Source organism: Salegentibacter sp. UBA1130, from assembly GCF_002311535.1.
In the GTDB taxonomy this organism is placed as follows: Bacteria; Bacteroidota; Bacteroidia; order Flavobacteriales; family Flavobacteriaceae; genus Salegentibacter; species Salegentibacter agarivorans.
On record NZ_DCAP01000004.1, the window covers coordinates 72827 to 86403 of the forward strand.

11 protein-coding genes are annotated in these 13577 nt (G+C 35.0%); 10 read left to right on the top strand and 1 reads right to left on the bottom strand.

The window, feature by feature from the left end; all coding sequences use genetic code 11:
* Window positions 1-29 precede the first annotated feature (29 nt).
* Window positions 30-1895 carry an ABC-F family ATP-binding cassette domain-containing protein gene (locus B4F31_RS01145; RefSeq protein ID WP_286760392.1) on the bottom strand — a complete coding sequence of 622 codons (1866 nt, stop codon included), beginning with the start codon at window positions 1893-1895 and terminating at the stop codon, window positions 30-32.
* 165 nt (window positions 1896-2060) lie between these two features.
* Here B4F31_RS01145 and B4F31_RS01150 point away from each other — a divergent pair, with 165 nt between their 5' ends.
* From B4F31_RS01150 to B4F31_RS01195, 10 genes are all read left to right on the top strand, one after another.
* Complete coding sequence (locus B4F31_RS01150) at window positions 2061-2858, top strand: polysaccharide biosynthesis/export family protein (protein ID WP_286760393.1); 798 nt, start codon at window positions 2061-2063, stop codon at window positions 2856-2858.
* Window positions 2859-5330: a polysaccharide biosynthesis tyrosine autokinase gene (locus tag B4F31_RS01155; RefSeq protein ID WP_286760394.1), complete on the top strand. Its 2472-nt coding sequence runs from the start codon at window positions 2859-2861 to the stop codon at window positions 5328-5330.
* A gap of 404 nt (window positions 5331-5734) precedes the next feature.
* Entirely contained in the window at window positions 5735-6589 is an 855-nt protein-coding gene (locus tag B4F31_RS01160; RefSeq protein WP_286760395.1) for a polysaccharide pyruvyl transferase family protein, read from the top strand.
* A gap of 55 nt (window positions 6590-6644) precedes the next feature.
* On the top strand, window positions 6645-7484 hold the full coding sequence (locus B4F31_RS01165; RefSeq protein ID WP_286760396.1) for an ABC transporter permease: 840 nt from the start codon (window positions 6645-6647) through the stop codon (window positions 7482-7484).
* A gap of 2 nt (window positions 7485-7486) precedes the next feature.
* Window positions 7487-8743, top strand: coding sequence for a polysaccharide ABC transporter ATP-binding protein (locus B4F31_RS01170; RefSeq protein WP_286760397.1), 1257 nt, complete (start codon window positions 7487-7489; stop codon window positions 8741-8743).
* 236 nt (window positions 8744-8979) lie between these two features.
* Window positions 8980-9501: a sulfotransferase domain-containing protein gene (locus B4F31_RS01175; protein ID WP_286760398.1), complete on the top strand. Its 522-nt coding sequence runs from the start codon at window positions 8980-8982 to the stop codon at window positions 9499-9501.
* A gap of 10 nt (window positions 9502-9511) precedes the next feature.
* Window positions 9512-10753 (top strand): glycosyltransferase, encoded by a 1242-nt coding sequence (locus B4F31_RS01180; protein WP_286760399.1) that lies wholly within the window; start codon window positions 9512-9514, stop codon window positions 10751-10753.
* Window positions 10754-10899: 146 nt separating this feature from the next.
* Window positions 10900-11838: a glycosyltransferase family 2 protein gene (locus tag B4F31_RS01185; RefSeq protein ID WP_286760445.1), complete on the top strand. Its 939-nt coding sequence runs from the start codon at window positions 10900-10902 to the stop codon at window positions 11836-11838.
* 12 nt (window positions 11839-11850) lie between these two features.
* Window positions 11851-12723: a glycosyltransferase family 2 protein gene (locus B4F31_RS01190; RefSeq protein ID WP_286760400.1), complete on the top strand. Its 873-nt coding sequence runs from the start codon at window positions 11851-11853 to the stop codon at window positions 12721-12723.
* Window positions 12720-13571: a glycosyltransferase family 2 protein gene (locus tag B4F31_RS01195; RefSeq protein ID WP_286760401.1), complete on the top strand. Its 852-nt coding sequence runs from the start codon at window positions 12720-12722 to the stop codon at window positions 13569-13571. The genes B4F31_RS01190 and B4F31_RS01195 overlap by 4 nt, the downstream gene beginning before the upstream one ends.
* Window positions 13572-13577: the final 6 nt, after the last annotated feature.

The following is a 13577-nucleotide window of genomic DNA, read 5'->3' on the forward strand; positions in this document are numbered from 1 at the left end:
AACTCACAACTCACAACTCACAACTGAATCTACTCCGCCTTTGCACCAAGCTCAAACCATCGTTCGGTTTTGGTTTCCATGTCGTCATCTATTTCCTGGAGTTTTATTGAGTTTTCTTTAATTTCATCGGGATCCAGATCTTCTAAGAATTTTTGCTGAAGTTTCTCTTTTTTCTGCTCTAATTTTGCAATTTCTTTTTCCAGTTTTCCAAACTCTTTTTGTTCGTTATAGCTCAGTTTGGTTCCCGAACTGGTCTTTTTCCAGTCTTTCTTATTATTATCGTTTTCTGAAGTTTCTTCCCTGGCTTCTATAGTAGCACTATCTTCATACGCACGATAATCGGTATAATTCCCCGGGAAATCCTGGACTTCAGCATTTCCCTGAAACACGAAAAGGTGATCAACGATCTTATCCATAAAATACCTGTCGTGAGAGACCACTAACAGACAACCCGGAAAATCTAGCAGAAAGCTTTCCAGGACGTTTAGCGTAACGATATCAAGATCGTTTGTAGGTTCATCGAGAATAAGGAAATTGGGATTTTGAATAAGCACTGTACAGAGGTAAAGTCGTTTTCGCTCACCACCGCTTAATTTTTCAACAAAATCGTATTGTTTTTTTCTGTCGAATAAAAAGCGCTCTAAAAGTTGTTGAGCCGAAATTTGCCGACCCTTTTTCAAAGGAATATAATCACCAAACTCCCGAATTACTTCAATAACTTTTTGCCCGGGTTTAATATTAATTCCAGATTGAGTGTAGTAACCAAATTTTATGGTTTCTCCAATAACTACTTTGCCGGTATCGGGTTTAATTCCTCCGGTTAGAATATTTAGGAAAGTGGATTTTCCGGTTCCATTTTTTCCAATAATTCCAATGCGTTCACCCCGTTTAAAATTGTAGCTGAAGTTTTCCAAAAGTTGTTTATCCTGGAAAGACTTACCGATATTATGAAGTTCCACAATTTTGCTTCCCAGGCGTTCCATATTTAACTCCAGCTGCACCTCGTGATCCTGGCGGCGTTTATGAGCCCGGTCTTTAATATCCTGGAAATCGTCTATCCTGGATTTGGATTTCGTGGTACGCGCTTTGGGTTGGCGACGCATCCATTCCAGTTCTTTTTTGTAAAGCTGTTTGGCTTTTTCAGTATTAGTGGCCTCCTGAGCCATCCTTGCATCTTTCTTATCAAGGTAATAGCCGTAGTTCCCTTTATAGGTGTAAAGATTGCCGTGATCCAGCTCCACGATCTCGTTACAAACCCGCTCCAGGAAATACCTGTCGTGAGTAACCATAAAAATGGTGAAATTCTCTTTTTTGAAATATTCTTCCAGCCACTCTATCATATCCAGATCCAGGTGGTTGGTAGGCTCATCCATTATGATGAAGTTTGGTTTTTGGAGTAACATTACGGTAAGAGCAAGTCGCTTTTTTTGTCCGCCCGAAAGATGTTTTACCTCTTTTGAAAGATCGTCTAGCTTTAGTTTAAACAGAATTTGTTTGTACTGGGTTTCAAAATCCCAGGCTTGCGCAGCGTCCATTTCTTCAAAAGCCTTTTGATAAGCTTCAGCATCATCAGGATTTTTAAGCGCTTTTTCGTAGCGGTTTATAATATTCAGAATTTCATTATCTGAAGAAAATATAGTTTCCTCTACCGTTAAATTCGGATCTAAATTGGGTTCCTGCGGAAGAAAGGCAGTAGTAATATCTTTCCTGTACACCACTTTACCGGCATCTGGCGCATCGAAACCGGCCAGGATATCCAGAAGCGAAGTTTTTCCGGTTCCGTTTTTAGCTATAAATCCTACCTTCTGACCTTCATTGATTCCGAAGGAAATATCTTCAAATAACACGCGTTCCCCGTAGGCTTTAGCAATATTCTCTACACTTAAATAATTCACAGACTTGAGTTTTGTGCAAAATAAAAGGAAAATTGCGACTTAATTTTATTATTAGCCTACAAAAACTATATTTGTTAAAACTATCTAAATTAAGATGCAATCTGGCCTTGAAAATTGGCGTTGGTCGATTTAAATCATCTTGATATCCCGAATCAATAGCAAAATATGCTGAAAAGATACTATCTCATTTTAATCTTAATGGCGGGAGTTTTAAGTTTCTCGTCTTGTATTTCTACTAAAAAAACAACTTACCTGCAGGGTAAGGACCGGGAAATGGATAGTATTATCCGGATTCAGCAATTAAAAAAACCATATCGCATTCAAACCGGAGATCTTTTAAGTTTTCGGGTTAAAGCCCTGGACCAGGAACTAGTGGGAATGTTTAATCCCGTGGGGGAAACTAATAATAATGCCACGACCGAAGAGCGGGTTTATTTTGATGGTTTTACGGTAGACGATCACGGAAATATTCGTGTGCCTACCCTGGGAGAAGTAAATGTTTTAGGTTACACCGAAAAGGAAATAAGAGAGAAAATAGAAAACCTGCTGTTAGAAAATTACTTTAAAGAGGAAGCTAATCTTTTTGTAACGGTAAAGCTGGCAGGGATACGATATACCACCCTTGGAGAAATAGGCACAGGCAGCCAGGTAATCTATAAAGAAAAAGTGACCATTATGGAAGCCGTGGCGAATGCCGGGGGGATTTCTGAATATGGCGATATGGAAAATGTAAAAATTATAAGGCAATATCCATACGGCGAAGAAGTTCATAAAATAGATCTAACCGATATTGACGCGACCCAAAGTGAATATTATTATATACAACCCAACGATCTTATTTTGGTAAATGCTTTGCCACAAAAGGCGCTGGGATTGGGAACCACCGGTTTGGAAATATTTAGAACAGGAGTTACCATATTATCTTTTGTAACCACAACCATCTTATTATTTAGCAGGATTTAAATGGCGCACGAAGACGATCACATATCAGATGTTGGCTCAACCTTCGATTTTAAAGGTTTTGTACTAAAAGTTATAAGTTACTGGAAGCTTATTTTACTTTCGGTAGGGATTAGTTTGGCGGTTGCCTACTATAATAATGTCAGGAAATTACCGGTTTATAATCTGGGTAATTCTATTTCTATAAAAGACGATCAGAATCCATTTTTTACCAGCAATACCAGTTTAACTTTTAACTGGGGAGGAACTTCAGATAAGGTAAATACAGCAATGACCATCTTGCGATCGCGGTCGCATAACGAAGAGGTGGTAGAAGAACTTCAGTTTTATACTCAATATTTAAAGGATGGTGAATATCAACGAATAGATGCCTATGGCAGTACGCCCTTTAGAGTAGTTGCCGATACAACTATGCCACAAGCTTTAAATGTTACGATGACAATTACATTTTTAGATTCGTCGACTTATAACTTAAAAGCGAATGTGCCGAAAAGTTTGAGCCTTCAGAATTATAAAACCAAAGAGAAATCTTACAGGGAGGTAGATCCTAAAGAATTCAGTAAAAATTATAAATCCGGCGAACAGGTGAGACTTCCATTTTTTAGTGGAAATATCCTTAGGGTAGAACAACCTCTGCAGGCCGGCACTCCTTTCTTTATTAGCTTTATGAACTTTGATTCTGCGGTAAAGAAATTCCGAAATGTGAATGTTGGGCCCGAATCCCAGGGTTCCTCGGTGCTGAAAATGAGTCAAACCGGTGGTAATAAGGAGCGGATTGTAGACTATCTCAATGGAACTGTTCGTGTACTTAGTGAAAATATGCTGGCGCGGAAAAACCTTTTTGCCACCAAAACCATTCGGTTTATAGATTCCAGTTTAGCGGTGCAATCTGAAGCATTAAAACTGGTAGAAGCAGAGTTGAACCAGTTTAGGAATGAAAACGCGATAATGGATATTTCTGCAGAAAGTTCCCAACTTTCCAATCGGCTTTCCACCTTAGACCTCAGGAAAGAAGATATAAGACGGCAACTTTCTTACTATGAAACTTTAAGAAGCTACCTGGAAACCAGAAATGATTATTCCAATGTTCCCGCGCCATCTGTAGCCGGGATTTCAGAAGGAAGTATTGCCAGCGGGGTTTCCCGAATTATTTCCCTGGCGGAAGAAAGGAGCAATTACCAGTATTCATTAAAAGAAGATTCCCCGGTTTTTGACGATATAGATCGGCAAATTAATTCGGTTAAATCTATTTTGCTGGAAAATATCAGTTCATCTAAAGGTTTATTGCAGAATGAACAAAGGGATATAAACCGACAAATTGCACAGCTTGAATCTGAAATAAGTAAACTTCCGCAAGAGGAACAGGACTTGCTTAAAATTCAGCGCCGTTATAGTCTCAACGAGAAATCCTACAATATGTTCCTCGAGAAGCGAAGCGAAGCGGGACTTATTAAGGCCGCGAATGTAAGCGATGTGATGGTGATCGATTCGGCTAAAGATACAGGCGGCGGACAAATTGGTCCGAATACCCAACTTAATTACGTAATGGCAGTGTTGGTTGGTGGCGTGATTCCACTAACATTTGTATTCTTATTAGTTTTCCTGAATACCAATATCCACAATGCGCAGGAAGTAACTCGACTATCCCCGATACCTATTTTAGGAATGATAGGAAAAAGTAAAACTGACTCGAATCTGGTAGTCTTTAACAACCCAAAATCATCAATTTCAGAAGGATTTAGGGGATTAAGATCCAGTCTTCAGTTTATGTATAAAAAACAGGGAGTCACCGGCTCTAAAACTTTGTTGATTACCTCTTCGGTTTCAGGGGAAGGAAAAACTTTCTGCGCGATGAACTTAGCGACTGTTTTTGCTTTAAGTGAACGAAAAACGGTGCTGGTGGGTGTTGATTTAAGAAAGCCTAAGATCTTTGATGACTTCCAGTTAAACAATGATCTTGGCGTGGTGAATTACCTGATAGACCAGGCCAGTAGCGAGGAAATTATTCAGCAGAGTAAAATTCCGTACCTAGACGTGATCACAGCCGGGCCGGTGCCTCCGAATCCTTCAGAGTTGCTTATTAATGAGCAAATGGATAAGTTGATGGCGGAATTGAAAGAAAAATATGATTATATCATCCTGGATACCCCCCCAATTGGGATGGTTGCCGATGCTTTAAACCTGGTAAAACACGCCGATGCGACGATTTACCTCATAAGGCAGGATTATACCAAACGCGGGATGCTGGAATCGATAAACGAGAAATACCACAAAGGTGAAATTAAGAATATTAGTTTTGTATTAAACCACTTTGTGCATCGCGCCAAATATGGTTATGGATACGGTTATGGTTATGGATACGGTTATGGTTACGGTTACGGATATAACCGATATTCTAAAGGATATGTAGAAAAATCTGATCCTACACGAAAATTAAAACATTGGTGGAAAAAAGCAATGCGGAATTTTGAATAATTTTAATGTAGTTGGTAGTCTGTAAACAATAGTCTTTAGTAACATCCCACTTAAAACATCATTATGGAGAATTCGCTAAGTTTTAAATTTAAGGAATTAAAGGTTTGTCAAAAAGCCCTGTTTTGCAGATATGGCTTATGAAAATAAAGGATCGTGATAATCTTTTGATTGAGCATAGTGCTTCAGTCGTCCCTCCATCAATGACGGATCTTTTTTAAGGTTGTTTCTTTTCGTCATTACAAAAAGAGTGATTCAGTTGTGTTTTCCAATCTTGAGGGGTTAGGAGGTTTTGCTGGTTTAATCTTGTAGGAATAAGAAATATTTGAAAAAAGCTAAGTGTTACCTTTTAAATTATCTCCTTACCTTTGAAGACTAACATAAATTAAATTCCAAATTCTTCCGATGTGGTAAAAAATCCCGAAATTAATCTATTTTGGTATTCAATTGATAAGTTTAGGAAAAAGCCTTCTGTTTTATCAAAGACCTATATTAAAAAACTAATTCTTAGAGAGAAAGAGAAAGAAAATTATGGCGATTTACTTTCCAAATACATTATTGAGAAGATCACTAAAACGAGGACAAATTGGTATAGCCCAAAATCTAAAAATCTAAAGGTAAATTTATTGGCAATTGGGAGTATTCTTAATTATGCTGATGAGAAAAGTATAGTTTGGGGAAGTGGGATTATTGACAGGAAGCACGCTATTGCTAATGCCGATTTTCGAGCGGTGAGAGGACCATTAACCCGAGAAAGACTCTTGGAGTTAGGTTATTCCTGCCCAAAAATTTATGGAGATCCTGCATTATTATTGCCTAAATTTTATAAGCCTGATGTTGATAAGCAATTTGAAATCGGGATAATCCCACATCATGTAGATTATAATTTGGTTTCAAGTATCTACAGAAATCAGCCAGGCATAAAAGTTATTAATTTACTTACGCGGAATATTGAAAAGACGACAGAAGAGATATTGGGTTGTGAAAGAATTATTTCTTCTTCCTTACACGGACTTATAGTAGCCCACGCATATGGAATACCTGCAGTTTGGGTAAAATTCTCTAATAATCTTTATGGAGATGGTGTTAAGTTTGAAGATTATCTAATTTCCGTAAATTTAAGACCATATACAGGAGAGTATATCTCCGGTTATAAATCTAAAGAGGAATTAATTAAGGTTATAAGCAAAGTTGATAACTTGCCTGTTTCTGTAGATGTTCAAAAAATACAAGGTGACTTACTTTTGAGTTGTCCATTCTAAATATGAAATTTGGGTGTAGAAGTTCAGTTTTAATTACGAAATATAATTTGAAATAATGTCTTTGCAAACCCGTATATATCAAAAAGAAAATAAGCTAAGTCCCGGCAACTTGCTTAGAGAAAGCCTGGGGGATATTTACAGCTCTCGGTTTTTAGCCAGGCAGCTGGCAGAAAGGGATATTAAAGCACAGTACAGACAATCTTATTTGGGAATTATCTGGGCTTTTATTACACCGCTTGCTACTGCGGTGGTATGGATATTTCTAAACATGTCTGGCACTATTCGAGTGACTGATACCGGAATACCTTACCCGGTTTATGCCTTTACGGGTACTTTGCTGTGGTCAATAATTACAGAGGCTGTAAATTCTCCTACCAGCAGTACAAATAGTGCAAGGGGGTTACTAAGCAAAATAAACTTTCCCAAGGAAGCATTGATCATCTCAGGGATCTATAAGTTGTTATTCAATTCTTCCATTAAAATAATATTGCTACTGGTGTTTGTTTTTCTTTTTGGGATTGGATTTCACTGGAGCCTCCTGTTGTTACCCTTGGTTATTTTAGGAGCAATATTGTTTGGGACAACTATTGGATTATTCTTAACCCCAATAAGCATGTTGTATAAGGACGTGGGAAAAATAGTAGGAATGGGCTTTAGTTTTTTAATGTATATCACTCCGGTAGTTTATGCCGTACCCGATGAGGGCCTCATGCGTACGGTGATGGAAATTAACCCTTTCACTCCAATAATTCTTACCAGTAGAGACCTTATTACAGGAGCAAGCCCGGAATATCTTACTTACTACTTTATAGTGTTGGCTGCTACTGTACCTCTTTTCTTCCTGGCATTATTGGCGTATAGAATTTCTATTCCTATTATTGTAGAACGGACATAAATATGGAGCAAAAAGAAGTTTTAGTAAAGGTAGAAGGACTCTCTAAAAAGTTTTGTAAAGATCTTAAGACCAGTCTCTGGTATGGTGTAAAAGACCTATTTTCTAATGTTAAAGGAAACAAAGAAGAACGCCTTTTGCGAGACCAGGAGTTTTGGGCAGTTAAAGATATTTCTTTTGAACTGCGCCGTGGAGAATGTTTGGGGCTAATTGGTCATAACGGAGCCGGGAAATCTACTTTGCTTAAAATTCTTAACGGTCTTATAAATCCTGATGCCGGGAAAGTAACTGTCAAAGGCCGCGTAGGGGCCCTCATTGAACTTGGAGCCGGGTTTAACCCCATTCTTACCGGCAGAGAAAATGTTTTTAATAATGGGGCTATCCTGGGCTTCACCCGTAAAGAGATAAATGATAAGCTCGAAGAGATCATAGATTTTGCTGAAATACGCGAGTTTATTGATATGCCCGTACAAAATTATAGCAGCGGTATGAAGGTACGCCTTGGTTTTGCCATAGCCGCCCAAATGGAACCTGACGTTCTAATTATTGATGAGGTTTTAGCCGTTGGAGACATGGGATTTAAATTAAAATGTTTTAAAACTATTGATGAAATACTTCCAAAAACAGCTATTATTTTTGTCTCCCATAGTATGCCACAGGTTTCCCGGTTATGTAGTGAAATCATTTTGCTAAGTAATGGAAAAGTCAATTACCAAGGGGATGACGTAGCAAAAGCAATTGATTTATATTATACTCAATTTGCCAATAATGAAACTAATATTATGTTTGATGACGGAAGTATAATTCTGGAAAAAGTTGAACTTCTTGATACAAATGAAAATAGTGGAGATATCCCTCAAATTCAATGGGGAAGAGATTTAAAGCTTTATTTTGCATTTATAATTAAAAAGGGTATCACAGTACCACAATTTACCATTAATATTTTTGATAAAGAGCAAAGGCCAATAGCCATTTTAGAAGAGAATAAAGAAAGCTCACCTTTAACGCTTATAGATAATAAAATAAAATTTATTGTTACTCACAGAAATTTGCAATTGTCCAAAGGAATTTATTTTATTAGTATCCACGTTTCACAAGGAAAATTAAAGGCTCCGATTTTACGTTTAAATGATATTTTATCATTTCAGATTTTGCATGAAAAGGATATATGGCATCCATTTTTACTGTCCTCTGAATTTAAAAATTTCGAATTGAAACAAGACGATTCCCAGAATAAAGGTTTAAAAATAAGTGAAACGTAATTAGAAATTATTTCTTTGGCATGAAAATTATTTCCCATTTTTTCCGGCAGAAAAAAAAAATAAAGGAAACTGAACCCCTGTTGAAGGTTTATTCCCACCCAAGATCAGGTACGCATTTTTTGGAGGCTTTTTTAGGGAAAAATTTCTATCCTTTAATGAATTTGGAAGTTGAGGAGGTAATTTGGGGCCATTGGTCGGATAGAAAAATTAATCACAAAGGAAATCCATATGGGAAATTGTTTGGAAATCATTACTTTCCGGAAGAGAACAAAAACATTTCACCAAAATTATATATATACCGGGACGGGAGGGCAGTAGCTTATTCAGTTTGGAAAACAGAAAATTTTCTTCATAAGGAATTAAAAGAATATGATTTCAATGAATTTTTGGAAATGAAAATTGATTGGTCAGGTTCCCCTGCTAATGAAGCACTAGAAGAATTTACTATACTAGATCATTGGGCTACACACGTAAAATCCTGGAAACAATTTGCAAATAATAATCCCAATGTTTGTTTAATTAAATACGAGGATTTATTGTCTCAACCTCACGATGAATATCTAAGAATTTATAATCACTTTCAGAATTTATTTCCTTCGCATGTCCTTAAAAAAAAAGATGAATTAGACAGAATAAAGGAGCCAGTTGGATTACTCCCAAATAAAGCTATTGCAGATGCATGGAAAAATAATTTTTCTGAAAAAAATTTAATAAATTTTCGCTTAATTACGGAAAAGTATCAGATTAAAGATTATTAAAAATGAAGGATTGAAGGCTCAGAAAAAAATAAATATCGCCTTTATAGTAAAAGGATTTCCGACCTTATCACAAACTTTTATTGTCAATCAAATAGTGGCTTTGTTGAAAGAAGATCATGAAGTTGATATTTTCGCTTTCAGAAAAGGTGATTTAACTAATTTACATCCTGATATTGCTAAATATCATTTATTAGATAGAGTTACTTATAAAGAAGAAATACCGCCTTCAAAAAAAAGAAGAGTTAAAGATCTATTGCTGTGGGCAAAGAAAAATTTTTTCCATATCCATTGGAGAACATTTTTACATGCTTTATTGTCTGAGCAATATAATAAGAAAACTTTTTTAAATCTGTTTTATAACAGTAAATGGTTTTTGGCCGGGCAGAAATATGATATTGTCCACGCTCATTTTGGCGATAACAGCATTCCTATTGCATACTTAAAAGAGAAAGGGATTCTTAAAGGAGTGAAGTTTGTTGTTACCTTCCACGGTTATGATTTAACTCCTACTTTAATATCTTATTATAAACATCAATATAAAGAAATTTTTGAGCATGCTGATGCCTTTACTGTTAATACACCGTATACCAAAGACCTTCTTTTAAAAGTTAAACCTCATTTACAAAATATAAATATTTTACCTGTGGGACTCGATCCTTTCCTTTTTCAAAGGGAAAATAAATTAAAGAATAATTTTAGAATTCTTTTTTGTGGGAGACTCATCCCATTAAAAGGTCCATTTTTATTATTGGAAATTATTGCAGAATTAAAAAGGAGAGGTTTTCTTGATGTTGAATTAGAAATTATTGGTGATGGGGAATGTAAAGGAAAATTAAAAGAAAAGGTAGAACAAATGAATATTGAAAAAAATGTCTTTTTTAGTGGTGCTTTAGATCAGTTAGAAGTTAAATATAGCATGGAAGATGCATCTGTGCTTCTACATCCTGGAATATATGATCCACAAACTGGTAGGGCTGAAACTCAGGGATTGGTAATCCAGGAAGCCCAAGCTATGGGGCTCCCGGTAGTTGTATCAGACGTCGGGGGAATGAAATATGGACTAATCCCTGGTGAAACGGGATTTGTTGTAAAAGAAAATGATATAAGTGGTTTTGCAGATGCTATTGAAGAATTGATTCTTAGCAAGGAACTGGGAGAGAAAATGGGGAAGCGTGGAAGAGAATTTGTTGAAAAAAATTATGACTCTTCTGTTTTAGTCAAGAAATTACTGGATTTATATAGAACTCTTTGAATTCTTTCCTCTATTTAGAATATTTAACTTTCTTGTTTAAAAGAAAAAGATTGATAAATTTTATAGGCTCAGACAAGGTTGGCAGCCATGTTTCTTATATTGCAACTTAAATTCGCACAAAACTGAATGCTTTAGTTTCCATAATTATCCCAACTTTTAACCGTGCCCACTTTCTCGGCCAAACCCTTGACTCTATTCTTGTGCAAACATATAAAAATTGGGAATGCATAGTAGTGGATGACGGCTCTGCAGATTATACCAAAGAGTTATTGGAATTCTATTGTGAAAGTGATTCCAGGATTCAATTTCACCAACGACCAAAAAACAAAAGAAAAGGGGCAAATGCTTGTAGGAATTATGGGTTTGAATTAAGTAAAGGATTATACATTCAGTGGTTTGATAGTGATGACTTAATGCTACCTGATTTTCTAAAAATTAAAGTAAGAGCACTAGAAGAAAATGATGTGGATTTTGTGATATCAAAATCGGAAAATTTTTGTGATCCTAATCCAAATAACATCATTAGCCATAATGAAGTGTATTATTTATTTGATGAGTATAAAATAACCAATTATAATTATATAACTCAAAAGATAAATTGGTTAACCTATGATTTCATGGGAAAAAGAGAATTATGTGCGAAAACTACATATAACGAGGAATTGTTTTCGAGCCAGGAATATAATTTCTTTTGTAAAATTACTTGTTATTCAAATAGCTGCTATATAATTAATGAATATCTAACCAGGAGGAGAGTTCATGAAGATTCGATAAGATCTCAAGTACAATCTTTAAATACATTTGAAAAAGAAAAAGCTAGCGATAATATAAATTATGAAACTTGGAAAGATATTGCCAACTTGCGGCCTGGTACTGCATCTGAAAAATATATCATCTACAAATTGATTAAGATCAATAGTCGAGAGCTTCCTAGTCATAGAATTTTGATGAATGTTTGCATAATATTGATACGGCAAAAACGTATTTGGGTAGCTTTTTATATGATTTTATATTTACATATTTATAAAATAACTGGAAGGGGAAATCTTATACGAAAGAGATTAATAAAATCAATCTCTTTATAAAAACCAGCAACAATGTTATTTTCATTACTTATTGCCAATTTTAATAATGGTGTTTTTTTTAAAGATTGTTATAAAAGTATTATGGAGCAAACTTATAATAACTGGGAGGTTATTATAGTAGATGATGCTTCAACTGATGATTCATTAAAAATTATTAAAGACACTATAGGAGATGACGGTCGCTTTAAATTATTTTTAAATAAAAGGAATAAAGGCTGTGGGTATACCAAAAGGGAATGTGTTGAATTTTCAAATGGAAATATTTTAGCCTTTCTCGATCCTGATGATGCACTTATGCCTGAAGCCCTAAGTATAATGGTTAAAGAGCATAAGGAAAATGGAGATGCATCAATTATAACCTCAAAATACATGACTGTGGATGGTGATTTCAACACAATAGAAAAAGATTCACATGGAAGTGAAATACCATTAAACAAGTCATATCTCACTTATAGGAAAGGTGCTATGACACATTTTGCCACTTTTAAGAGAGATAATTATTTTAAAACGCCCGGCATTGACCCCTTCATGAAAAGAGCCGTAGACCAGGATTTATATTATAAACTCGAAGAACAGGGTTTACATAAATTTTTAAACAAAGTTTTATATAAATACAGATTACATGATGAGGGTATTTCCCAGGGAGAAAATAAATTAAAAGCGTGGGATTGGCATTTTTATGCTAGTAAGAAAGCTTTTAAAAGGAGAAGAATTAAAAATTTTAAAGTTCATAATTTTTCGGATAGTGAATTTGAATATTTTAGTTATCAATACTACTTAGGTAAATTAGAAAGATCAAAGGGTGTAAAAAATATTCATCACTGGATTTATTTTAATATTAAAGTTTTAATATTAAAAAGTCTTAAAAATCAAAGAGAGGTATGAAGAATCCCTTGGTGTCAATTATAATCCCGTGTTATAATCAAGCAGATTACCTGGCGGATGCATTAGAGTCTGTAAAAAATCAGACCTATAATGATTGGGAATGTATTATAATTAACGATGGAAGTCCAGATGATACTCAAAAAGTTGCATCATTCTATTTGATGAATGATAATAGATTTAGATATTTTTTTCAGAAAAATAAAGGTGTTAGTAATGCAAGAAATAATGGGATAAAGTTATCAAGAGGTGATTTTATTTTACCATTAGATGCAGATGATGTAATAGATTCAAATTATTTAAGAGCCGCTGTTGAGTGTTTTGAAAATGATAATAAGCTGAAGATAGTTTATTGTAAGGCCGAAAAATTTGGTATTGAAACTGGACCGTTAATCTTACCAGAATTCTCACTTCCTAATTTAGGTAAAAAAAATATGATTTTTTGTACTGCTTTATTTAGAAAAAGCGATTCCGAAAAAATTGGAGGTTATGATGAAAATATGAAAGAGGGTCTAGAAGATTGGGATCATTGGATAGGTATTTTGAAAAATGGCGGGAAGGTTAAACGTCTTAATTTTGTAGGTTTTTATTACAGAATTAAGGAGAATTCTAGAAATAAAAACATGAATCCTTATGAGAGAAGGAAATTAGTGAAATATTTAAGTATTAAGCACGCTGATTTTTTTGTCAACCTTTATGGCCCTTTTACCGAAATAGCAGATAGAGAAAAATATTTAAAAAAGGAATTTTTAGAAATTTTAAAAAGCAAAAAAGTGGTTCTTGATATTTTTTTCAAAACATTCTTTGGTTTTATGCCATTTGGGGGGGGATATTTAAATAAACAGAAATAGAAATAA

Bases quoted from the DNA above. Each gene is read 5' to 3' on its own strand.
- B4F31_RS01150 (WP_286760393.1), top strand. From the start codon at position 2,061: ATGCTGAAAAGATACTATCTCATTTTAATCTTAATGGCGGGAGTTTTA.
- B4F31_RS01155 (WP_286760394.1), top strand. From the start codon at position 2,859: ATGGCGCACGAAGACGATCACATATCAGATGTTGGCTCAACCTTCGAT.
- B4F31_RS01165 (WP_286760396.1), top strand. From the start codon at position 6,645: ATGTCTTTGCAAACCCGTATATATCAAAAAGAAAATAAGCTAAGTCCC.
- B4F31_RS01170 (WP_286760397.1), top strand. From the start codon at position 7,487: ATGGAGCAAAAAGAAGTTTTAGTAAAGGTAGAAGGACTCTCTAAAAAG.
- B4F31_RS01190 (WP_286760400.1), top strand. From the start codon at position 11,851: ATGTTATTTTCATTACTTATTGCCAATTTTAATAATGGTGTTTTTTTT.
- B4F31_RS01195 (WP_286760401.1), top strand. From the start codon at position 12,720: ATGAAGAATCCCTTGGTGTCAATTATAATCCCGTGTTATAATCAAGCA.